We start from the raw sequence: 21957 nt of genomic DNA, 5'->3' as shown, positions 1-21957 counted from the left end.
AAAACCTCACAAGTAAATTCTTGTGAGGTTTGTAACCAATACTTTAAAAGAATGGTTTTTCTTTTTATAAGGATATGTTTCGTTTAAAAGCGCAACCCAATTCTACAATAGAATCGGTTTTGTCAATGCCTGGAATTCCGTCGATTTTTTCGTAAAGAATACGGCGCATATGTTCGTGATTTGTTGCTATGATTTTTATGTAAAGCGTAAAGGACCCTGTTACATAATAGCATTCGGTAATCTCAGGAATTTCTTTAAGAGCCTCAATAATTCTTTCAGAATCAGAATCTTTATTTAATGTAAGTCCAGTAAAAGAAGCCCAATCGTAACCAATTTTCTTTTCCTGAATAATAGGTTTTATCCCAGAAATTACACCTTGTTCAATCATTCTGTTAATACGCTGATGCACCATTGTATTTGATATTTTAAGATTAGTGGCGATAGAAGAAAAGGCCATTCTTCCATCTTTTTCCAATTCTTTGATAATGCTAATATCAAATTCGTCTAATAATTCCATTCAATAAAAATCGTTTAAAAATTGAGTCTTTGTTATTTATAAAAGTAATTCTTTTTTTTAATAATCGAACACATAATCGCATTTCGAAAAAAATAAATATGTCTTTTTAAAAGTGATTAAATTAAGTTTTTGACTTTTATTTTGTTATATTTGAGTCAAAATATCGTTTTGTAGGTGGTTATTTGTTTAATTTTAATATTTTTGTAGAAATAAAAAGCATATTATGATAAGTACAGAAAAAACACTTTCATCAAAATCAGAAGTTTTGATTGAAAAAGAAAACAAATATGGTGCTCATAATTACCACCCGCTTCCTGTAGTTTTAGAGCGCGGAGAAGGCGTATATGTATGGGATGTTGACGGAAAGAAATATTATGATTTTTTATCTGCTTATTCTGCGGTAAATCAGGGGCATTGCCATCCTAAAATTGTGAATGCAATGGTAGAGCAGGCGCAAAAACTGACTTTGACTTCGCGTGCTTTTTACAATGATAAATTAGGAAACTATGAAGAATATGTGACGAACTATTTTGGTTTCGATAAAGTTCTTCCAATGAATACAGGTGCTGAAGCAGTTGAAACAGCCTTGAAAATTTCAAGAAAATGGGCGTATGAAGTAAAAGGAATTCCTGAAAATCAGGCGCAGATTATTGTGTGTGAGAATAACTTTCACGGAAGAACGACAACTATCATTTCATTTTCTAATGATGAAACAGCTCGTAAAAACTTCGGGCCTTTTACAGATGGGTTTATCAAAATCGAATATGATAATTTGGAAGCGCTTGAAAATGCTTTAAATTCATCTAAAAATATTGCTGGATTCTTGGTTGAGCCAATTCAGGGTGAAGCAGGAGTTTATGTTCCTTCTGAAGGATATTTAGCGAAAGCGAAAGCACTTTGCGAAAAACACAATGTTCTTTTTATCGCCGATGAAGTTCAGACAGGAATTGCACGTACAGGAAAATTATTAGCCGTTCACCACGAAAATGTACAGCCTGATGTTTTAATTTTAGGAAAAGCAATTTCTGGTGGAGTTTATCCGGTTTCGGCTGTTTTATGTAACGACGAAATCATGAATGTGATTAAACCAGGACAACACGGATCTACTTTTGGAGGAAATCCAGTTGCAGCGGCAGTAGCGATTGCAGCTCTTGAAGTAATTAAAGATGAAAAACTGGCTGAAAATGCAGAACGTTTAGGAGTTATTTTAAGAGACGGATTAAATAAAATCGCTGAAAAAAATAACTTAGTCACGCTGGTTCGCGGAAAAGGACTTTTAAACGCAATTGTAATCAATACAGATGAAGATTCTGATTTGGCTTGGGAAATCTGTCTAAAATTTAGAGACAACGGATTATTGGCAAAACCAACTCACGGAAACAAAATCAGATTGGCACCGCCGTTGGTAATGACCGAAGAGCAAATTAATGAATGTCTTGAGATTATTGAGAAATCTTTGGAGGAGTTTAAAAATTAATCTGATTTCTTTTTAAGATAAAAACAAAAGCTGTCTCATAACAAGACAGCTTTTTTTTGTACACCTTTTTTTTATTTTAAAAAGCGACTGTCGCAATAACAATCGCTTTTTGTTATAATTACTAAAAATATCAAAAAAAGTAATTATTTCTTTGGAGCTGAACCCGGAATCAATTCGCCTTTTTGTTTGAATTTGCTGTATTCTACAACTCCTGTTTTGTCTGCCCAATCAAAATATTTTGCCGAAAGATCGTTTACAATGCCCGGATTTTGTGCTGCAACGTTTGTTGTTTCGCCACGGTCTGCTTCAAGATCGTAAAGTTCCCATTGGTAAGACGGATAAATAGAAACCAATTTCCATTTTCCTTCTCTAACAGCTCTGTTTCCAGCTCTTTCCCAGAATAAAGGAGCGCCACGGTTTACTTCTGAAGCGTTGTCAAATAAAACCGGAAGTAAACTTTTTCCAGGAAGCGGATTGGAAGTTACTCCGTTTAAAGTTTTAGGATATTCAATTCCAGCCAATTCGTAGAAAGTAGGAGCAAGGTCAATAATATGTCCGGTTCCTTTATCGATTCTTCCTGCTTTAATTTTAGACGGATACCAAGCGATAAAAGGAGAACTGAATCCGCCTTCGTGCATATTGTTTTTATAATCTTGTAAAGGTGTATTAGAAAGATATGCCCAGTTTTGTTCTTGATAATCAAAAGATCCAGAAGTTCCAATTGGACCATCATTACGCACTAAACCTCTTTTTAAAGGATTATACGTATTGAATCCGCCTTGAGCACCATTGTCTGCAATGAAAATGATTAAGGTATTTTTGTCTTTCTTTAAAGCTTTCAATTTATCTAAAACCTTTCCAACATTTTGATCCATGTTGTCGACCATTGCAGCATAAACTTCCATTTTAGCTTTCCAAAATTGTTTTTCGTCATACGTCAGTTTATCCCATTCTGGCACTTCTGGGTCTCTTGGAGCAATAGTTTGGTTAGGAAGCAAAATGCCGTTTTCTCTTAATTTTTTAATTCTTTTTTCTCTTAAAGCATCCCAGCCTTCATCAAATTTCCCTCTGTATTTGGCAATATCAACAGGTTTTGCCTGCAATGGCCAGTGAGGCGCTGTAAAAGCTAAGTATAAAAAGAAAGGCTTGTTTTCTTTGTTTTGTTCGTCTAAGAAAGTAACCGCATTATTTCCGATTTCATCTGTGAAATAGTACGAATCGTCTTTTGGATGCAGTTCTTCATTATTGCGGATCATTTTTACAGGATAAGCCGTTTTCCCGAAAGGAAGCGGTTTCGTATCAAAGTAATTTGCAGCCCCTTTTAAGATTCCGTAAAACTTATCAAAACCTCTTTGATTTGGCCATTGTGCTTGATCTTCAGAACCAACGTGCCATTTTCCAGACATTAAAGTGCTATAACCACCAGATCGGAAAACTTCGCCTAAAGTCAAAGATTCTTTGTTTAAATAACCCTGATAAGCTGGTAAACCCAAATTCACATCAAAATAACCAACTCCAGCTTTGTGCTGATATTGTCCTGTTAATAAGGAAGCTCTCGTAGGCGCACAGATTGAGTTGTTGTAAAATTCGCGGAGACGCGTTCCTTCTTTCGCTAAACGATCTAGATTTGGCGTTTTTATCTCAGAACCGTAATTTCCTAAATCAGAATATCCCATATCATCGACCATAATTAAAATTACATTGGGTTTAGAGGATGCGGTTTGGGCTTCGGCTTCATAAGAACCTATTATTCCTGTCAATAAAACAGAAAATAAAATGTTTATTCTTTTATTCATCTTATTTATAATTTACTGTTAGTATATTTTTTATCTCCAAGCTGGAACTTGTTTCAAATTTGGATTCAAATCCAATTCTCTTTGCGGAATAGGAAAGTGAACATGTTTTGGCTGTGCATTAGTTTTTCCTGCTGCTTTTAATTTTGCCACAAAATAATCTGGGCCTCTTCTTGCCAAATCAAACCAGCGCTGATATTCGTAAACTAATTCTTTTCTTCTTTCTTCAAAAACCGCTTCTCTAAAAGCGTCTTGACTTAATGCAGGAGAAGTTGTCGCAAGCAACGGAATTCCTGCTCGAGTTCTCACTCGATCAACTGCTGCATATGCTTCTGGAGTTGGACCTCCGTTTTGTTCGTTTAAAGCTTCTGCATAAATCAGTAATACTTCTGCAAAACGTATAATTGGCGTATTTTTAGAAGATTGCCCTGGCGAAGTTGGAGTCGCTGGATCGAAATATTTGTTGAAATGCGGCGTAACTTTATACGTTTTTCCATCGGTTGGACTCACAAATTCTACTGCAAAAGTGATATACTTTCTTTTGTCTGTTTCAGCGAAAGCTTCAAAAAGACCGCCTTCTTTGTGCAAAGCATCGGCTTGATCTCCTGCAATTCCAGGAACTGAAGTTGGTGCAGCCGTAGAAGCAAGCATGTTTCCATTCCAGTTGGTTAATCCTTTAAATTGAGCAGAGAAAATATGTTCTTTTCCGTTTTTGGTTGCTACATTAAAGACATCAGCATAATTTTCGAATAAATCATAAACTTTACTATCAATGATTTCTTTGCTTTTTTCGGCTGCTTTCTGCCATTTCTTTTCGGTTAAAAATACTTTTGCTAAAATACTTTTTGCCGCACCAGCCGTTACTCGGCCTTTATTTTGCTGCACTACAGGAAGCGCTTCGGCATCAATTAAATCATTTTCAATTTGAGTATAAACATCTGCTTCTGGCGTATTGCTGACATTGATTGCTTCTGGCGTTAAAACTGTTGTTTCGTGTAAAACCAGCGGAACATCTCCAAACCATCGTACTAAATTAAAGTATAAAAGCGCTCGTAAGAACTTTGCTTCGTTAATTAAATCTTTGTCTTTCTGTGAATTAAGATTTGGATTTTTCTGGATATTGTCAATTGCTACATTTGCTCTGTTGATTCCGTCATAACTTTGTCGCCATAACTCAATCATACGGTCGTTTGAAGCATCGTGCGTTAAATTGGACAAAGCTCTAACGTGGGCATTTCTCGCTCTTGGTCCTGCTTCGTAATCGTCTGTTGCCATTTCGGTAGCAATCTGAATTAAACGATTGTATAATGTATGCGTCGAACTGTTTATAGCATTATGAATGGCAATAACGGCAGCATCAGCATCTTCGGTGGTTTTGTAAAAATTGGTAGACGAGATAAAAGCTTTCGGATCTTCGTCTAAAGAATTGCAAGCACTTACTAAAAAGAGTACCGCTAAACTGAATATTATATTTTTTTTCATGATAAGTCTTTTAGAATGTTACGATTAATCCGCCTGAGATTGTTTGAGAAGCAGGATAAATTCCAGTATCTGTTCCCGGAGAAATTGTCGTTCCGTTTGTTACTTCAGGATCGTAACCTGTGTATTTTGTCCACGTTAATAAGTTCTCTCCGATAACACGGAATTTTACTGAGGTCAAACTTAATTTCTCTGATATTTTTTTTGGAAGATTATAGCTTAAAGCAATGTTTTTTAATCTCACAAAAGAACCATCTTCAACAAATCGATTAGAGAAAACCGGTGCAGGATCTAATTTTGCTCTTGGTGTTGTATTACTCGGATTTGTTGGTGTCCAAGCATCTAAAGCTGAGGTTGACGCATTTTGCTGTCCGTTGTATAATTCCAGAGCCTGTAAGTTTCCGTTCAGGATTTTATTTCCAACAGAACCATTCACTAAAATGGCCAATTCAAAACCTCGGTAAGTGAAATTATTAGAGAATCCGAAAACAAAATCGGGCTGTGCATCGCCAATACTAGTTCTGTCTGCTGCAGTTGTAAACGCTCCGTCTCCGTTGATATCTTTATACAAACGATCTCCAGCTTTTGGAGTTGCATTTCCGGTGTAAACTCCTTTTGTCGCCACTTCATCTGTCTGTAAAATTCCGTCAGTAACCGCGCCATAGAAAGTTCCTAAAGACTGGCCCACTTTTAAAATATAGTTTCCGAAAGTGTAAAATTCAGCACCATTTCCTAAAGCAATAATTTTGTTTTGGTTAAAGGCAATATTAAAGTTCGATGTCCAAGAAAAAGCAGTATTTCCAAGAGAAGCATTCAAGCCAAATTCAATTCCCTGATTACGAACAGATCCAAAATTCTGAAGAGAAGAAGTAAATCCCGTTGTGTACGGAAGTTGAACGTCTAACAATAAATCTTTAGTGGTTTTGCGATAAACATCAATCGTTAAATTCAATTTATCATTAAAGAAACCAACATCAACTCCAGCATCAAACTGGTTGGTTAATTCCCATCCTAAATTGTTGTTTGAAATTCGCGTAGGCGTAAAACCGGTATAAATCTGATCTCCAAAAAGATATTTTACACTTGTCAAAGTTGATAAAGACTGATATTCTCCGATTTCCTGATTTCCTGTAGCACCCCAGCTTGTTCTGATTTTTAAACTATTGATAACGTCTTTTACAGGATTAAAAAACGATTCGTTACTAATCTGCCAAGCTGCGGCAACAGAAGGGAAATAACCCCATTTATTGTCTTTTCCAAAACGAGAAGAACCATCGGCTCTAATACTTCCTGTTAAGAAATATTTGGAATCATAATTATAATTTACCCTCGATAAAAACGAATTCAGCGCCCAAGTGCTTTCGCCAGAAGTTGGCATTAAAGCCACATTTCCGCTTTGTAAACTGTAGTAAGAAGTAATATCATTCACATATTGCTGCGATCCAGAAGTGTTAAATTCTCTGGTTGAGCTTTGCTGTGTATATCCGGCTAAAGCATTCAGATGGTGTTTTTCGCCAATTATTGTTGTATACGTTAAGGTGTTTTCGTTTAACCAGCTTCTAGAATCAGCAGTTCCGATTTTTCCTTCTCCATTGGTAATAGAACCTTCATAAATGCTAGATGGGAGATAACTTTTTTCTTTGTTGAAAATCATATCGGTTCCAAAAGAAACTTTCAAAACCAGATTTTTCAAAATATCATATTCGCCGTAGATAGTTCCTAAAATACGATCGGTGATAGATTGATTTTTACGTTCATTTAAAGTCGCGATTGGATTGGCAAAAATATTTTCAAACGGATTTCTTAAAGTATAACTTCCGTCTGGTTCATAAATCGTTGCCGTTGGAGGCATACTCAATAACGCTGTAACCAAACCGCTCGGAGCCACTTTAGATTTGGTTTCGGCAATTGTTAAGTTCAAACCAAATCTCGCTTTACTGCTTATTTTTGAATTTAAATTAACACGTCCACTGAAACGTTCAAAACCTGTATTTTTTATGATTCCTTCTTGATTGTAATAGTTTCCAGAAACCGCATATTTGGTCTGATTGTTTCCGCCAGAAACACTTAATTGATGATTTTGTGTCAGTCCTTTTTGGAAAGCCGCATCTTGCCAGTCGGTTCCTTTTCCTAATTGCGCAATTTGTGCATCACTCAGATATTGGTTTGTTCCGCCCGCTGGATTAGAATCGTATAAAGCGGCATTTCTTAATCTCGAAAAACCTTGGGCATCTAACACATCAACTTTTTTACGAACCGACTGCTGGCCGATTGTAAAATCATAGTTTACAGTTGTAGCAGTATTTGAACCTTTTTTGGTTGTGATAATAACAACTCCGTTTGCTCCTCTAGAACCGTAAATGGCTGTTGAAGAAGCATCTTTTAAAACCGTAATCGATTCGATGTCTGACGGATTTATGGTAGAAAGCGGATTGGTTGGCGTACCGCTCAAAACACCAGAAGTGACTTCTGAATTGTATAACGGAAAGCCGTCGATTACGTATAAAGGCTCGTTTCCGCCCTGAATCGAACTTCCTCCACGAATACGAATACTCATTCCTGCGCCCGGCTGACCTGAAGTCTGTGTTACATTAACACCCGCAACAGAACCTTGAAGCGAACTTTCAAGCGTTTTTTGAGTTGCTTTTAAGGACATTTGGGCTACGGTTTCGGCGGCTCCGGTATAATCTTTTTTAGAAGTGCTTCCGTATCCAATAATTACAATTTCATTCAATTCTTTTACATCTTCTTTTAGCGAAATCTGAATGAAATCTTTGGTTGCGATATGCTCTGCGGTAACGTAACCTAAATAGCTTACGATTAAAGTATAAGGGAATTTTTGTCCCGTTTGAAAATAGAATTTTCCGTCTAAATCGGTTACAGAACTATGAGTTGTTCCTTTGATCTGAATCGTTACGCCAGGAATGGGCTGATTGGTAACTTGATCTACAACGGTACCATTTAAGGTCGAATTAATTAAGGGCTGTGTATTTTGTGCTTTAATTCCGATCGAAATTAAGAATACAAAAAGCCACAAAAAGGCATGTAATTGCTTGTTCATTACTTTTTTGGATTTAAATAATAAAGCGGTACGGAAAATTGGTTTTCCAATTTCCGAAGGCTTTCTTTAGTGATAAATGTTCTTTGAGTCTTGCCATTTCTGTTGCCGCAGAAATGGTTTTTACTATGAAAGGATAGGGCAGTGCATTATTTTCATTTTGTAATCTTGTTTAGTTATTATTTTTTTTAGTTAATATGGTTTTGACATAGTTAATCTTTCAATACACTTTAGGTATCAATCATTTATTGTCAATGTGAAATTTAGTTTGTGATTTTATTTTCGATAAGAAACGAAAACGGAGATTGGATTTTTAACAGCACATGCACATATAACAAAAAGTGTTATAAGTGAATTTTTCAGGAAGAATGTAATGCGATGTGTAAGCTGTTGTTTTCAAAATGTAGTTCTTTATTGTTTAAACTCTACTAATCCTATAGACAAAGTTAATTTTATTATAATGAAAACCAAAAGATTATTTATTTTTTTTGAGTAAAAGTATATTTAAAGCACTTGAAATATATTTTAAATGTTTTTAAGTAATTGTAAATTAGTTGTTTAGTGTTTTTATTTTAAAAAATAAAAATAGGGTTGAACTATTTTGTTTATACAGTTTTTACTTGCTTTTTTTAATAAATACAAATCAGCGGGAATTTTTAATATTCCGTAGGAATATCTCGTCGGTAGAAAAAAATTGTTCGGTATCGTGTGTCCTGTAGGGACACTTGATTTTATAGAAATAAATGCATTTGTGAATAAATTCCAAACGTTCCTACGGAACGTATATTCACAATTCAAATTAATTCTACCAACCAGACATTCCTATGGAATGTAATAGAATTTTTAAAAGTATCAAACCCGACAGGTTTTAAAAACCTGTCGGGTTTGATATAGAATAGTAATGCTATTTTTAAGGTGTAAAAAGTAAAAAAGCGATAATCAATGTTATAATGATATTAAAGAATTGCGCAGCGAGAAATGCAATTAAAGGTTCTCTGCTATTGTTTTGAAGCAAATCTTTAAAATTAGTTTCTAAACCAATACTCGTAAAAGCCAAAGCAAACCAAAGTCCTTGCAGATTCTTCAAACTTTCTTTTAGTTCATCGCGAGTTTCTGGCGCAACAAAAAACGAAAAGACAATAGAAGCGGCAATAAAACCAATAACAAACTTTGGAAAACGTTCCCAAATTACGCCAAGAGTTGGTTTCGATTTTTGAACTTCAGAAGACTGATTATGAGTGTAAGTCCAATAAATAGAAATGGCAAAAGCGGCTATACCCAATAAAACATTTTGAGAAAATTTGACAATTGTACTTATTTTTAAGGCAGTTTCTCCAACCAAAGTTCCAGATGCGACGACAGCTCCAGAAGTATCAATACTTCCGCCGAGCCAAGCGCCCGTAACTTCTTCTGGAAAATTAAAATGACTGGCAATGATCGGCATAAAAATCATCATTGGAATGGCGGTAACCAAAACCATCGAAATGACATAAGAAAGTTTTTTAGAATCTCCTTTTATGGCGCCCGAAGTTGCAATCGCTGCCGAAACGCCACAGATAGAAACCGCGCTTGAAATCATCATGGTTAATTCGTCGTCGACTTTTAGTTTTTTACATAACCAGAAAGCAAAATACCAAACGGATAAAACTACCACTAAAGCCTGAATTAAACCTAATGAACCCGCTTTTAAAATATCTGAAAAAATAACACTCGTTCCCAATAAAACCAATCCGATTTTGACAAAAAGTTCGGTTGATAAAGCAGAACGAAACCATTCTGGAAGTTGGAAGAAATTTCCAATAATCAATCCGATGACTAAACTGAAAATAACTGCTTCTAGATTTAGCGCTTTTACTTCAGAATTTCCTGCAATGATTAAGGCGATTATTGTCAAGAGATAAATGATTGGAAATCCGAAGATGAAATTTTTAATTGATTTTCCAACTAAAAAAGTGCCGATTGTTCCGATAGAAATAAAATAAAGGAATTGAAGACTAATTGTTTGAATGTTTTTAATTTCGAAAACATTGTTTATTAAGTCTGTTCCATTTGTCCATTTAAAAACGGGAACTTCTGGCAGAAAAATAAAGATAGAAATTCCGATAATTAAAAAACCGAGAATAACGACGGTCCAATCTTCGTGGATAGTAAATTTTGTTGAGGTTGACATTGTATGTTTGCTTTCCTGCAAGGTTTCCAAAACCTTGTAGGTATTAAGTAATTATTCGAGTAGTTCAAACAAACCTACAAGGCTTTGGAAACCTTGCAGGAGTTGAGTATTTGTATTTAAATATTACAAATCGACAAAGTATTTTTGTTTGCCAAAGTCAAATTCGTAATAGGTTAAATTAGGCCAAAGCGGTTTAATTAATCCTTTTTCCCAGTTTTGTAAAGCAGCTTGTAATTCCTTTACTTTTTCAGGACTTTTTTGTGAGAGGTCTGTTTTTTCAAATTTATCAGAAGCAAGATTGTAGAGCCATTTTTCATGGGTTCTTCCGCTGATGACTAATTTCCAGTCGCCGCTTCTAATGGCTTTTGCATCGCCCGAACGCCAATATAAATCTTTGTGAGCAACTTTATTTTCATTTACCGTTTTTACTAAATCAACTCCGTCATAAACTCGATCTTTTGGTAAATCAGAACCAATCGCTGATGCAATGGTTGTGAAAATATCTAGAGTGCTTATAGGATTTTTGTAAACAGTATGAGGTTTGACTTTTCCTTTCCACGAAAGTGCAAAAGGAACATTGATTCCGCCTTCAAAATGAGAAAATTTACCGCCTTTTAAAGGTGCATTTGTTGTGGCAAAAGTATAATCGGCACCGCCATTGTCACTGGCAAAAACAATTAAAGTATTTTCTTCAAGACCTTCTTTTTTGATTTTTTCTCGGATTCTTCCAATCGCATCATCCAAAGCGCTGATCATGGCAAAATAAACGCGTTTGTTTTCGTCTTTTACATTCGGAAAACGATCGTAATATTTTTTACGAACCTGAAATGGCGTATGTGGCGCATTAAACGGAATATACAGTAAGAAAGGTTTGTTTTTATTTTTGTCAATAAAAGCTTCTGCTTCTTCCGCAAATTTTTCAGTTAAATAGGCTTTTTCATCAATGATTGTGCTGTCTCGGCGAATCTGTCCAATTCCGACACGACCTTTGCCCCAAATCATTTTATCGGTAAAATCTTTATGATGATGATTGATGATGTCTGGATTATTATCTTCTGGAGCAAATAAGGAGAACGCCTGATAAAATCCGTAATGATAATCGAAGCCACGGTCTAAAGGAAAGAAACCTTTATTGTGGCCCAAATGCCATTTCCCAATAATTCCTGTAGTGTAACCTTGTCTTTTGGCTAAATCGGCAAAAGTGATTTCAGATTTCGGAAGTCCTTGTGTTGCAATTGAAGCATCGTTTGGATATTCGATTTTATCATTTAATCTCCAATTATTAGTATTCACCAAATATTTGAAGGCATAATATTCGAGATTGTTTTTAGGATAGCGATCTCCTGGCTGATATTCATGTCCAAAACGTTCCTGATATCTTCCTGTAATCAAACCCGCACGAGAGGGCGAACAAATTGCTGCCGATGCATATCCATCGGTAAAAGTAACTCCAGAAGCCGCCAAAGAATCAATCTGTGGAGTAGGAGTCGATTTTCCGCCGTAGAGCGAAATATCATATTTGCCTAAATCATCGGCAAGGAGAATAATAATATTCGTCTTTTTTACTGTTGAATCAGATGGAGCTTTTGAAGCTAAAAAGGCTTTTTTCCCTTCGGCAAGTTTTTGATCTTCTTTGACTAATGTTCCGTCAGTGTTAATAGGCCAGAATAAAAATGCTGCCAGAATGAGAAGCACTAGTAAAATAAGGGTAACAATTTTGGTTATTTTTTTATAGGTTGCCATATATGGTTTTGGTTGGGTTTGAGTGGAATTGATTTTTTTTTGTCATTTCGACGAAGGAGAAATCTTCGCCAGTAACTCCGCAAGAAACTCTACAAAGATTGGCGATTTTGATTGCGGGCTTTGACTTCGCTCAGCCTGACAAACTGTACGTTTATAGAACTTTGTCAAAGTTTCAAACTTTGACAAAGTTTTACGCTCATTTTTTGTGTAGTTTAAAAGCTTTACTTAGAAGCCAACGCAACATCAACTTCACTTTTCAAATCATTGATGCCTTCTTTCTTAAAAACAATTTTTCCATTTTCATACAAGATTAAAGTCGGAAAAACTTTTACTGTTTTTAAATCGGCAATAACTTGCGGACTGTCTTCCAATTCAATTTCTACGATTTTTAAATTGGTTCCGTATTCAGATCTGATGGTTTCTAAAACTGGCTTTACTTTTTTGCAGGGTGCACAATATTTGGAACCAATATCAACTAAAACCGTTTTATTATCAGCAATGATTTTATTGAATTCTGCCAAAGACAATTTGCTTTTTAGATTGGAATAAAAAGGTTTTCCGTTTCCGATCCAGTTGGCAATTCCGCCCTCTAAACTGTAGGCTTCAGAAAAGCCATTTTTTAATAATTCTTTTTCTAAAGCCACACTTCTGCCAGCTCCAATAGAATAAATAAAAACAGGTTTTGATTTATCTAGTTTAGCAACAGATTGCGCGTAGTTTTCTGATTGAAGATTAAAGTTTACAGCGCCTTCAATATGATTCAAAACAAATTCTTCAGGAGTTCTGGCATCAACAATCTGCGGATTTTTTTGGCTTTTTATTTTCGAATAAAATGAATCTAACGACAATGAGCTGTGACTTTCATTTTGCGAAAAAGCAGCAACTGCCCATAAAAAGGCAATTGCTGTTATACTGTTTTTTAAGATTTGATTTTTCATATCCAGAAGAATTAAACTTGTTCTAATACAGGTGAAGGAGTTTCTTCGGTAACCGTTTTTGGTTTTAGCGGAAGCGATAATACTCCCTCGGCAAGAGAACTGCCTTCTTTTTTAGATTTAAAAATCGGCCAAAGAAACTGAGCGTACCATTCTTCTTGTTTGTATGATTTTGTTCCGAATGATTTAGGGTATTGACGTGTTATTAGCCCTGTTCCGAAAATAACATCCCAGATAAAAAACATGTTCCCGAAGTTTCCTTTAAAATGACCAACGCCATCTCCGCTTGTATCAGCATGGTGCGCGTGATGCGTTGCAGGAGTAGAAATCAGTCTTTCTAAAACCCATGCTATTGGATGCAAGACTTTATATTTGTAAAAAGGTTTGTCCCATGGAATGCTTGAGTGCGCGCCTAAAGTGATGAAACTTTTAATTACTAAAACAAATAAAGCAGGAAGACCTAAACCTAGATAGGTTAAAGTTGCTGTCAAATAAATTTGAGAAAAGAAAAGCGTGTAAATAAAGTTTTGTCTAGAAGCCATCGCCATTCCCATATACGGAGCTGAATGATGTGTTCTATGAAAACGCCATAAAAACGGAACTTGATGATGCAATCTATGATACCAATATTGCGTTAAATCGTCTGCAATGGCAATTAAGAAAAAGCCTCCCCAAAACGGAACCCATGATAATGAGTTTGCTAAGTTTGGCAGTAAATAAGGCAAAGCAGTTAAACTAAAAAAAGCAATTACAGGAGGTAAAAGCAATTTTGGTGCTAAGAAACAAACAATGTCTATTTTACGTTCTTCGCCTGTCCATTCATCATCGTATAAACCTGCGGCAAATTCGATAACTCCCAAAACAAGCATAAACACTGTTAATCCCCAAGTTCTAATATTAGCAAAAACGGGTTGTGCAAATTCTAAAAAAGAAGGCAGTGTAATATGCGATTCACTTATAGATCCGCCTGTTAATTTAAAATAAAGGTAAATTGCCACTACAGGCAATGAATAAATGAAGAAACTTATTGTTAAGTCTCTCGTTAATTTTTCTTTTTGAACTATTGCCATGATTTCTTATTTTAAAAATTGATTTACTACTGCTAATCCGCCAGCCAGAATCGCCAGTGGAACTAAAAACAAGATTATCCCAACGACAATCTTTTTTCCTATAATTTCATAATCTACTCGTTTCATAATTCTTCGTTTTATATCCTGCGAGGTTTTTCAAACCTTGTAGGGATGTTTTTTTAAGCTTTTAATTTAAACCTACAAGGTTTTTGAAACCTTGCAGGTTCGGTAATTAGTTATTGGTTCCTCCAGGTTTAGTTGCCTGTTTGATTAAATCGGAAACTGTTTTTCCTTTGTCGGCACCAGTATTGTGAATTCTTCTGTTGTAAACATCCTGCCAGTCAATTAGCGGATACACATTGTTTTCTTTTGCCTGTTCGTCAAATAATTTTTGAAGTTCAGCCAGTTTTTCAGGATATTTTTTTGCCAGATTATTACGTTCGTTGAAATCTTCATTTAGGTTATACAATTCCCAAACATCAGTATCGAAGTTGCTCGGAGCGGGTTTTTCGTTGCTCCCTAAAGATTTTTTCACAGCAAAAGAATCTGGTAAATGTGCTGCAGAAGCTTTCCATCCGTCTTTGTAGATTGCTCTATTTCCAAAAATGTAGTAATACTGTACTTTGTGCAATGATTCGGCTTTCGGATTATCTAAAGAAGCTTGGAAAGAAGATCCTTGAATAATATCTTGTTTGATTCCTTTGATATATTCTGGCGCTTTAATTCCTGCAACAGCCAATGTAGTTGGAAGCAAATCGGTTACGTGGCTGTATTGATTTCTGATTCCGCCTTTATCTTTAATTCCGTTTGGATAAAAAACAATCAACGGATTACGAGTTCCACCTTCTGAATGCGCATCTTGTTTCCAGTTTTTGAAAGGAGCATTGGTTGCTTGTGCCCATCCTAAAGGATAATTGGTATTTAGACCTTTTGCTGTTCCGATTTCTCCAATATTATTTAAATTGCTTTGGAAATTCTCTTCATCTGTTTTTCCTTGAGCAAACAAACTCTGATTGATTGTTCCTTGTAAAGTTCCTTCTTTACTGGCTCCATTATCACCAATGGCAACAAAGATTAAAGTATTATCCAGCTGTCCGCTTTCTTTTAGATAATTTACAACTCTTCCAATTTCATAATCAGTATAAGTCAGGAATCCTGCGTAAACTTCCATGAATCTTGCATATACTTTCTTTTGGTCTGGAGTTAATTTTTTCCATTCCGTAATTAAAGCGTTACGATCTGGCAGTCCTGCATTTTGAGGAAAGATTCCCAATTTCTTTTGGTTTGCCAATACTTTTTCGCGGTAAACATCCCAACCTTCGTCAAATTTTCCTTTGTAAGGCTCAACCCATTTTTCAGCTACCTGATGAGGTGCATGAACCGCTCCAGGAGCATAGTACAGGAAGAAAGGTTTTCCCGGTGCCGCTTTTTGCTGTTTTTGAATATAACTGATGGCTTTGTCTGTAATCAATTCATTCAAATGACGTCCGTCAGGTTTAATGTGAACTTGATCTTCTACCAAATCAGGATTGTATTGATCGGTTTGAGAACCTAAGAATCCGTAGAAATGATCGAAACCTTTTCCAGTTGGCCAACGGTCAAACGGACCAGCATCTGAGGCTTCCTCGTCTGGTGTAACGCCATATTTTCCGACTGCAAAAGTGTTGTATCCATTATCGCGAAGAATCTCTGCAATTGTTCCTTTATCAGAAGGAATTCTTCCGTCCCAACCTGGGAAACCGGCAGATAAAATAGTGTGCGAAAATCCGCTTACGTGAACTCTTCCTGAATTTCTTCCGGTCAATAAAGCGGCACGAGTGGGAGCACAAATTGCTGTTGTGTGAAAGTTGGTATAACGCAAACCATTATTTGCCAGATTATCAAAAGTAGGCGTATTAATCAATCCTCCAAAAGTACTTGAAGCTCCAAATCCTACGTCGTCTAAAAGAATCCAAACCACATTCGGAGCACCTTTTGGCGCCGTTACAGGATCTGGCCAGTATTCTTTAGAATCAGCCAATGTTTTTCCGATTACTCCTTTAAATTCAGTTTTTTCCTGTGCTATTCCCAATTGTGCAATCAGGAAAGCAGTAATCAAAAGCCCTTTCTTCGGACTTTTGATTGTAATGCTATTTTTTAAATTTTTCATTTTTTATAGTTTTTTAGTTATATAGTTTTTTAGTTATATGGTTTTAAATAATGGTTCTTGTTTTTTAAACACATAGAATCATAGATTTGCTTTGCGTTGAAAAGGTGTTTCACTTGTTTAAATGCACATAGTAATCTATGTGTGAGAAACATGTTTCTGTTTTAATTCTTTTATTAAATAAAATCTATGTCTCTATGTGTTTAAATTTTTTAATACCCAGGATTTTGCGGTAATCCATCAGGGTTGATATTTCTTTCGCTTTGCGGAATCGGATAGAGGTTATTTCGTTCAGAAACCGAGTTTTTAGCCGTTACTTTTTTCACTTCGGTAACCAATGTTCCCCATCTTACCAAGTCAAACCATCTTTGCCCTTCTTGAACAAATTCTTTTTTGCGTTCTTCCTGAATCGCTGCTCTAAAAGAGGTCTGATTTAATCCGACTAAATCCACAGCTGCGTCTGGAGTTGTAATAGGCTTCCCAAAAGCTCTTCTTCTTACTTGATTGATTAATTCGTATGCTTCTGCCGTTGGTCCACCCTGTTCATTTATCGCTTCCGCTAAAGACAAAAGGATATCTGCATAACGAATAACAGGAAAGTTGATCGCTACGTTTCCAGGAGTAGCCAAATTGGACAAATCCAAGTATTTTTTGAAGATTGGTTTCGGAAAAGTATAAAGTGTTCCCGTTGCAGGATTCAGCAGCTGTTTGGCGTAACTTACATCTCTTCTTTTATCGCCAGGGGCATAAATATCATAAAACAAAGCAACGTCTGAGATAATATCTGCTGGTTCTGTAGCTGTAAATCCGGTAAAAGAAGTGGCTTGGAAAGTACTTCCGCTAGAACCGTTTCCTGCCTGATTTGGCTCAAATTGAACTGAGAAAATATGTTCTTTTCCGTTCTTTTTTGTTTTAGTGAAAATATCTTGAAACTCTTCAAACAAAGCATATCCGTAACCTCCATCAATTACTTCTCTAGATTTTGCAATAGCATTTGGCCAGTCTTTTCTAGTCAGATATACTTTTGCTAAAATCGCTTTTGCAGCTCCCGATGTAGCACGACCTGCATCTGCGGCTGTATAGGTTTTTGGAAGAGATTCAGCGTCTGTTAAATCTTTAATGATTTGATTGTAAACTTCGTCAATTGTAGAACGATTGGTTTTTAAATCTCCTAAATTGATAGAAGTCGCTTCGTGCAAAACAATCGGAACTCCGCCCCAAAGACGAACTGCCTGAAAGTACAATAGCCCTCTAATAAATTTAGCTTCATTGATCAATCTGGTTTTGATTACCTCTGAACCAGAAACTTTTTGAATGTTATCAATAGATACATTGGCTCTATTGATTCCGTTATAAATTTGTCTCCAAGCCACTTGAACACGATCTGAAGTCGCATCATGCGTTAAACTGCTCAAAGCTCTAACCTGGGGATTGGTTGCCGAAACTCCAGCTGCTGCATAATCTGAAGCCATATCGGTCAAGAAATAAAGGTTTCTTCCAAATAAACTCTGCTCACCCGGATCAAGACTTAAAGAAGCATAAACAGCAGTTACACTTGCAGTAGCATCATCTTGCGTGACAAAATAATTGTCTTCGGTTACAAACGAGGTAGGTGTTACCTCAAGATCAGCGCACGATACCAATAGACCGGCACTTAAAAGGAATGTTATGATTATCTTTTTCATTATATATTTTTTTACTTAGAAAGTTACGTTCAAGCCCGAGATGAATGTTTTAGAGTTTGGGTAAGAACCAAAATCAATTCCCGGATATAAGTTATTTTGTTCGTATGAGCTTACTTCTGGATCATATCCAGTGTATTTGGTCCATGTGATGAGGTTTTCTGCCGAGATGTAAAATTTCACACTCTTGGTTCCCAGTTTTTTAGAAACGCTTTTTGGCAAAGTGTATCCTAATGTGATTAATTTTAATCGTAAGAAAGAAGCATCTTCTACGTAGCGCTCAGAAACAATTCCAAGAGGAGAACTAGATGCTCTCGGGATTTCGTTGCTCGGATTGGTTGGTGTCCAACGGTCATTCAATGTAGACGCAGCATTGGTTCCTAGTGTAGAAATTTCTAACTGCTGATTTAAAGCATTGAAAATTTTTCCTCCGTAAGCTCCTTGAAATGAAAAGTTCAAATCAAAATCATTGTATGAAATGGTGTTACTGAAACTTCCAACAAATTTTGGCTGAGAAGTGCCTAGATTTCCTTTGTCAAGAGCTGTAATAACACCATCTCCGTTGGTATCCACATATTTTCTGTCACCCACTTTTGTGTTCGCCAAACTGTTGATTTTTGGTTGTGTATTAACTTCTTCCTGAGTCTGAAAAATTCCGTTGGTTTTATATCCCCAGAAACTTCCCAAAGGCAAACCTACTTTTACAATAACAGGCTGTTGCTGTAGCAAAGAACCATTTGGAACTACTGGGAAAAATTCATTTACACCATTTCCGATCTCAGTAACTTTATTTCTATTTAAAGAAAATACGATATTGGAATTCCAAGCGAAGTTTTCTGTTTTGATGTTTTCAGTTGTTAAACCAACCTCAAAACCTTTGTTTTCAACCCCTCCAATGTTCTGAAGCACTGTTGCATAACCTGAACTCAATGGCACTGGAACGTTGATTAATAAATCTTTTGTCTTTTTGTAATACACATCAAAAACAAAATTGATTTTTCGGTCTAATAAGGATAAATCCAAACCAACGTTATACTGATTTGTTTTTTCCCATTTCAAATCAGGATTTGCCAATCGGGTAGGAGCTAAACCGGTGTATAAAGTTCCACCAAAAGAATAATTTACAGATCCCATTGAAGCCAAAGGCAGATAGTTTCCAATTTCTTGGTTTCCTGTTGTTCCGGCTGTAATTCTTAATTTTGCTTCGGTTACACCTTTAATGTTATTCGCAAATTCTTCATCGGTAATATTCCATGAAAATCCGGCAGAAGGAAAATAACCCCAAAGTGATTCTGAACCAAATCGAGAAGAACCATCTGCACGTCCAGATAACGTTAAATTGTATTTTCCTTTATAAGAATAATTCACTCTCGCTAACCAAGATTTTAGTACGCTTTCGTAAGCATCACTGTAAGGTTTTACAGGTACACCATCTTGAATAGCATTATAAGTATTGGCATCATTAACAAAAGTTTGAGCTCCAGCATTTACAACTTCGCCTTTTGTATATTGAAGTGTATAACCTCCCAAAGCAGAAAACTTATGATTTTCGCCAAAATGAGTGTTGTAATTCAGCGTGTTTTCATTTAAAACAGAACCTACTGATCTTTCTCCGATAGAAGCTAAACCTTTGGTTCCAGCGCCAGTAGTGGTGTTTGATGGCGCGTAATAGTTTTGTTTTGTATTTAAAACATCGCCACTAACCGCAACTTTTGCAGTTAATTCTTTATTGAATTTATATTCGCCAAATAAACTGGTTAGGATTCTGTTTAATTTGGTTTCGTTAGTTGTATTATCCAAATCGTTAATTGCGTTCGGAATATAACCATTTACAGAAGTTGCATAAGGATTATTGGTTACATTGTAGCTTCCGTCTGCATTTTTAATAGGAACTACAGGAGCTGTCAAGACCACACTTACAAGCGGATTCGGATTTCTTCCGGCCGCCGCACCGCCATTTGTACCCACACCATTTGCAATTGAATTGGTATAGTTGGCATTTACGCCAAATTTGAATTTTTGGGAATAATTTCTTTCGTAGTTAACTCGAAGCGAAATACGTTTAAAATCAGATCCTAATACAATACCATCTTGATCAAAATAACCTGCAGAAACTGCATATCTAGATTTTTCGTCACCGCCAGAAAAAGACAGGTTATGACTTTGAACGGGTGCCGCAGTGATAAATGCTGCAGACTGCCAATCGTAATTTCCAGAAGTTTTTAAAGCCTCAATTTGGGCAGCAGAGAAAGAAGGCGCCTGACCAATACTTGCTTGAACGTCGTTTCTTAAACTTGCCCATTCGCTGGCATTCATTAACTTTAGTTTTTTTGAAATATTCTGGAATCCGAAATAGCCTTGGTACGAAATATTATCTTGTCCTTTTGTTCCCTTTTTAGTGGTAATAATTACAACTCCATTGGCACCACGCGAACCGTAAATTGCTGTTGCCGATGCATCTTTAAGCACTTCTATCGATTCTATATCAGCAGGGTTAATAGTTGACAGAACATTTACACTTGCTCCGGCATAAGTTACTCCAGCGCCACTATTGCTGTTATCATTATAAATTAAAATTCCATCAACAACATATAAAGGTTCGTTACCAGCAGTAATAGAATTTCCTCCGCGAATGCGGACACTTGAAGAAGCGCCTGGACGACCAGAACTTTGTGTAACTACAACTCCAGCTACAGCGCCTCTTAAAAGATTATCTGCCGATGAAGTGACCTGAGATAAATTGGCTTTTGGAACCGATGCTACAGAACCTGTAATATCTTTTCTTTTTTGAGTTCCGTAACCCACAACAACCAATTCGTCTAATTCTTGGCGTTCTTCTTTAAGGTTAATGATTACTGGATTTTTCTCAACAATTACTTCTATTTTTTTATATCCGATATAAGTTACAATCAAAGTGTAAGGAAATTTCTGTCCGGTCTGAAAATAAAATTTTCCTTCTGCATCTGTAACAACGCCGTGAGTGGTTCCTTTAATGGTTACAGAAGCACCTATAATAGGCTGATTTGTAATGTCATCTACAACAGTTCCGTCCAATTTTGATTGTATAAGCGGGGTGGTATTCTGGGCTTGTATTCCTGCTGTTATGAAGAGTAGAAACAGCAGTATGTGTATGTTTAACTTTTTTTTCATTTCTTTGTGTTGGTTTTAAGTAATTAACAAGGCGCCCTGAGCACTGTTTATACAGCACTCTAAAAGTGTTCTTGATTTAGTGATAAATGTTCTTTAAGCCTTGCCATTTCTGTTGCCGCAGAAATGGCTTTTTTTATTTACAGCAACAGGTTTGCAATGTTTTCATTTTAGTTTTTTTTAGTTGTTAGTTATTTAATTTGTTGAATAATAGGTGTGGTTTCAAGAATCTATTCCAATACAATTGAATGCATCAGAGAGACTTTTGGTTAAAATTCAGTAAATATTTTTGGTGGTGTTTTTTTTGATTTGCTTTGATATGTATTCTAAAGGCAAACAAAATAAAAGTAGATTATTAACAACAGAAACACATATAACAAATAGTGCTATAAGTGTATTTTTTAGGAAGAATGTAACGCGATATGCTTTCTGTTGTTTTCACAATAATAATTTTTATAGTTTGAAATATTATCTTAAACTCTACTAATCCTATAGACAAAGTTAAATTTTATATAATAAAAACCAAAAGTTTGTAAAGTTTTTTTCAAAAAAATATTCATTTAAAGTAGAACCTAAAGAATTGATTCTCTTGGAATGCCTTATTTCAATTGATTTCGTGCTAAATTATTGATTCACAGAAATGTTAAATTTAAAATCAGAAATAAAATAAAAATGTAGTATTTATACCCTTTTTTTATAAATCTAAGAGTGCTTAAGACGTAAAATGGAGCTCTTAAAAC

At 35.8% G+C, this 21957-nt stretch carries 12 protein-coding genes; 1 reads left to right on the top strand and 11 read right to left on the bottom strand.

Annotated elements, in window-relative coordinates; genetic code table 11:
- Positions 1 to 64: 64 nt before the first annotated feature.
- A complete protein-coding gene (locus AC3Y25_RS08915) occupies positions 65 to 517 on the bottom strand; it encodes an Lrp/AsnC family transcriptional regulator (RefSeq protein WP_095928823.1) in 453 nt (150 codons plus the stop codon).
- A 223-nt stretch (positions 518 to 740) separates the two neighbouring features.
- Between AC3Y25_RS08915 and rocD the strand changes: the two genes are divergently transcribed.
- The gene (rocD, locus tag AC3Y25_RS08910; protein WP_489902496.1) at positions 741 to 1994 is read left to right on the top strand and encodes an ornithine--oxo-acid transaminase; all 1254 of its coding nucleotides are present in this window, start codon (positions 741 to 743) and stop codon (positions 1992 to 1994) included.
- Between the two features lie 143 nt (positions 1995 to 2137).
- Here the strand turns inward: rocD and AC3Y25_RS08905 are convergent, their stop codons facing one another.
- From AC3Y25_RS08905 to AC3Y25_RS08860, 10 genes are all read right to left on the bottom strand, one after another.
- Positions 2138 to 3790 carry an arylsulfatase gene (locus AC3Y25_RS08905; RefSeq protein ID WP_489902495.1) on the bottom strand — a complete coding sequence of 551 codons (1653 nt, stop codon included), beginning with the start codon at positions 3788 to 3790 and terminating at the stop codon, positions 2138 to 2140.
- A 30-nt stretch (positions 3791 to 3820) separates the two neighbouring features.
- Entirely contained in the window at positions 3821 to 5269 is a 1449-nt protein-coding gene (locus tag AC3Y25_RS08900) for a RagB/SusD family nutrient uptake outer membrane protein (RefSeq protein WP_489902494.1), read from the bottom strand.
- 10 nt (positions 5270 to 5279) lie between these two features.
- Entirely contained in the window at positions 5280 to 8327 is a 3048-nt protein-coding gene (locus AC3Y25_RS08895) for a SusC/RagA family TonB-linked outer membrane protein (protein WP_489902493.1), read from the bottom strand.
- A gap of 907 nt (positions 8328 to 9234) precedes the next feature.
- Positions 9235 to 10494, bottom strand: a complete 1260-nt coding sequence (locus tag AC3Y25_RS08890; RefSeq protein WP_489902492.1) for a YeiH family protein — start codon at positions 10492 to 10494, stop codon at positions 9235 to 9237.
- Positions 10495 to 10617: 123 nt separating this feature from the next.
- Positions 10618 to 12237, bottom strand: coding sequence for a sulfatase-like hydrolase/transferase (locus AC3Y25_RS08885; protein ID WP_489902491.1), 1620 nt, complete (start codon positions 12235 to 12237; stop codon positions 10618 to 10620).
- A 221-nt stretch (positions 12238 to 12458) separates the two neighbouring features.
- On the bottom strand, positions 12459 to 13175 hold the full coding sequence (locus AC3Y25_RS08880; RefSeq protein ID WP_320492081.1) for a thioredoxin domain-containing protein: 717 nt from the start codon (positions 13173 to 13175) through the stop codon (positions 12459 to 12461).
- Positions 13176 to 13186: 11 nt separating this feature from the next.
- Complete coding sequence (locus tag AC3Y25_RS08875) at positions 13187 to 14242, bottom strand: sterol desaturase family protein (RefSeq protein WP_489902490.1); 1056 nt, start codon at positions 14240 to 14242, stop codon at positions 13187 to 13189.
- 232 nt (positions 14243 to 14474) lie between these two features.
- A complete protein-coding gene (locus AC3Y25_RS08870; protein ID WP_489902489.1) occupies positions 14475 to 16391 on the bottom strand; it encodes an arylsulfatase in 1917 nt (638 codons plus the stop codon).
- A gap of 209 nt (positions 16392 to 16600) precedes the next feature.
- A complete protein-coding gene (locus tag AC3Y25_RS08865) occupies positions 16601 to 18073 on the bottom strand; it encodes a RagB/SusD family nutrient uptake outer membrane protein (protein WP_489902488.1) in 1473 nt (490 codons plus the stop codon).
- A 15-nt stretch (positions 18074 to 18088) separates the two neighbouring features.
- The gene (locus AC3Y25_RS08860) at positions 18089 to 21220 is read right to left on the bottom strand and encodes a SusC/RagA family TonB-linked outer membrane protein (RefSeq protein WP_489902487.1); all 3132 of its coding nucleotides are present in this window, start codon (positions 21218 to 21220) and stop codon (positions 18089 to 18091) included.
- Between the last annotated feature and the right edge of the window lie 737 nt (positions 21221 to 21957).

The organism is Flavobacterium sp. LK-23 (genome assembly GCF_058135255.1).
Note: the sequence above shows the minus strand (reverse complement) of the source record. Positions and strands in the feature narration are given on the sequence as shown.

What these genes read in the sequence shown, in the direction of transcription:
- AC3Y25_RS08915 (WP_095928823.1), bottom strand. Translation starts at nt 517, where the DNA reads ATGGAATTATTAGACGAATTTGATATTAGCATTATCAAAGAATTGGAA.
- rocD (WP_489902496.1), top strand. Translation starts at nt 741, where the DNA reads ATGATAAGTACAGAAAAAACACTTTCATCAAAATCAGAAGTTTTGATT.
- AC3Y25_RS08905 (WP_489902495.1), bottom strand. Translation starts at nt 3,790, where the DNA reads ATGAATAAAAGAATAAACATTTTATTTTCTGTTTTATTGACAGGAATA.
- AC3Y25_RS08900 (WP_489902494.1), bottom strand. Translation starts at nt 5,269, where the DNA reads ATGAAAAAAAATATAATATTCAGTTTAGCGGTACTCTTTTTAGTAAGT.
- AC3Y25_RS08895 (WP_489902493.1), bottom strand. Translation starts at nt 8,327, where the DNA reads ATGAACAAGCAATTACATGCCTTTTTGTGGCTTTTTGTATTCTTAATT.
- AC3Y25_RS08890 (WP_489902492.1), bottom strand. Translation starts at nt 10,494, where the DNA reads ATGTCAACCTCAACAAAATTTACTATCCACGAAGATTGGACCGTCGTT.
- AC3Y25_RS08885 (WP_489902491.1), bottom strand. Translation starts at nt 12,237, where the DNA reads ATGGCAACCTATAAAAAAATAACCAAAATTGTTACCCTTATTTTACTA.
- AC3Y25_RS08880 (WP_320492081.1), bottom strand. Translation starts at nt 13,175, where the DNA reads ATGAAAAATCAAATCTTAAAAAACAGTATAACAGCAATTGCCTTTTTA.
- AC3Y25_RS08875 (WP_489902490.1), bottom strand. Translation starts at nt 14,242, where the DNA reads ATGGCAATAGTTCAAAAAGAAAAATTAACGAGAGACTTAACAATAAGT.
- AC3Y25_RS08870 (WP_489902489.1), bottom strand. Translation starts at nt 16,391, where the DNA reads ATGAAAAATTTAAAAAATAGCATTACAATCAAAAGTCCGAAGAAAGGG.
- AC3Y25_RS08865 (WP_489902488.1), bottom strand. Translation starts at nt 18,073, where the DNA reads ATGAAAAAGATAATCATAACATTCCTTTTAAGTGCCGGTCTATTGGTA.
- AC3Y25_RS08860 (WP_489902487.1), bottom strand. Translation starts at nt 21,220, where the DNA reads ATGAAAAAAAAGTTAAACATACACATACTGCTGTTTCTACTCTTCATA.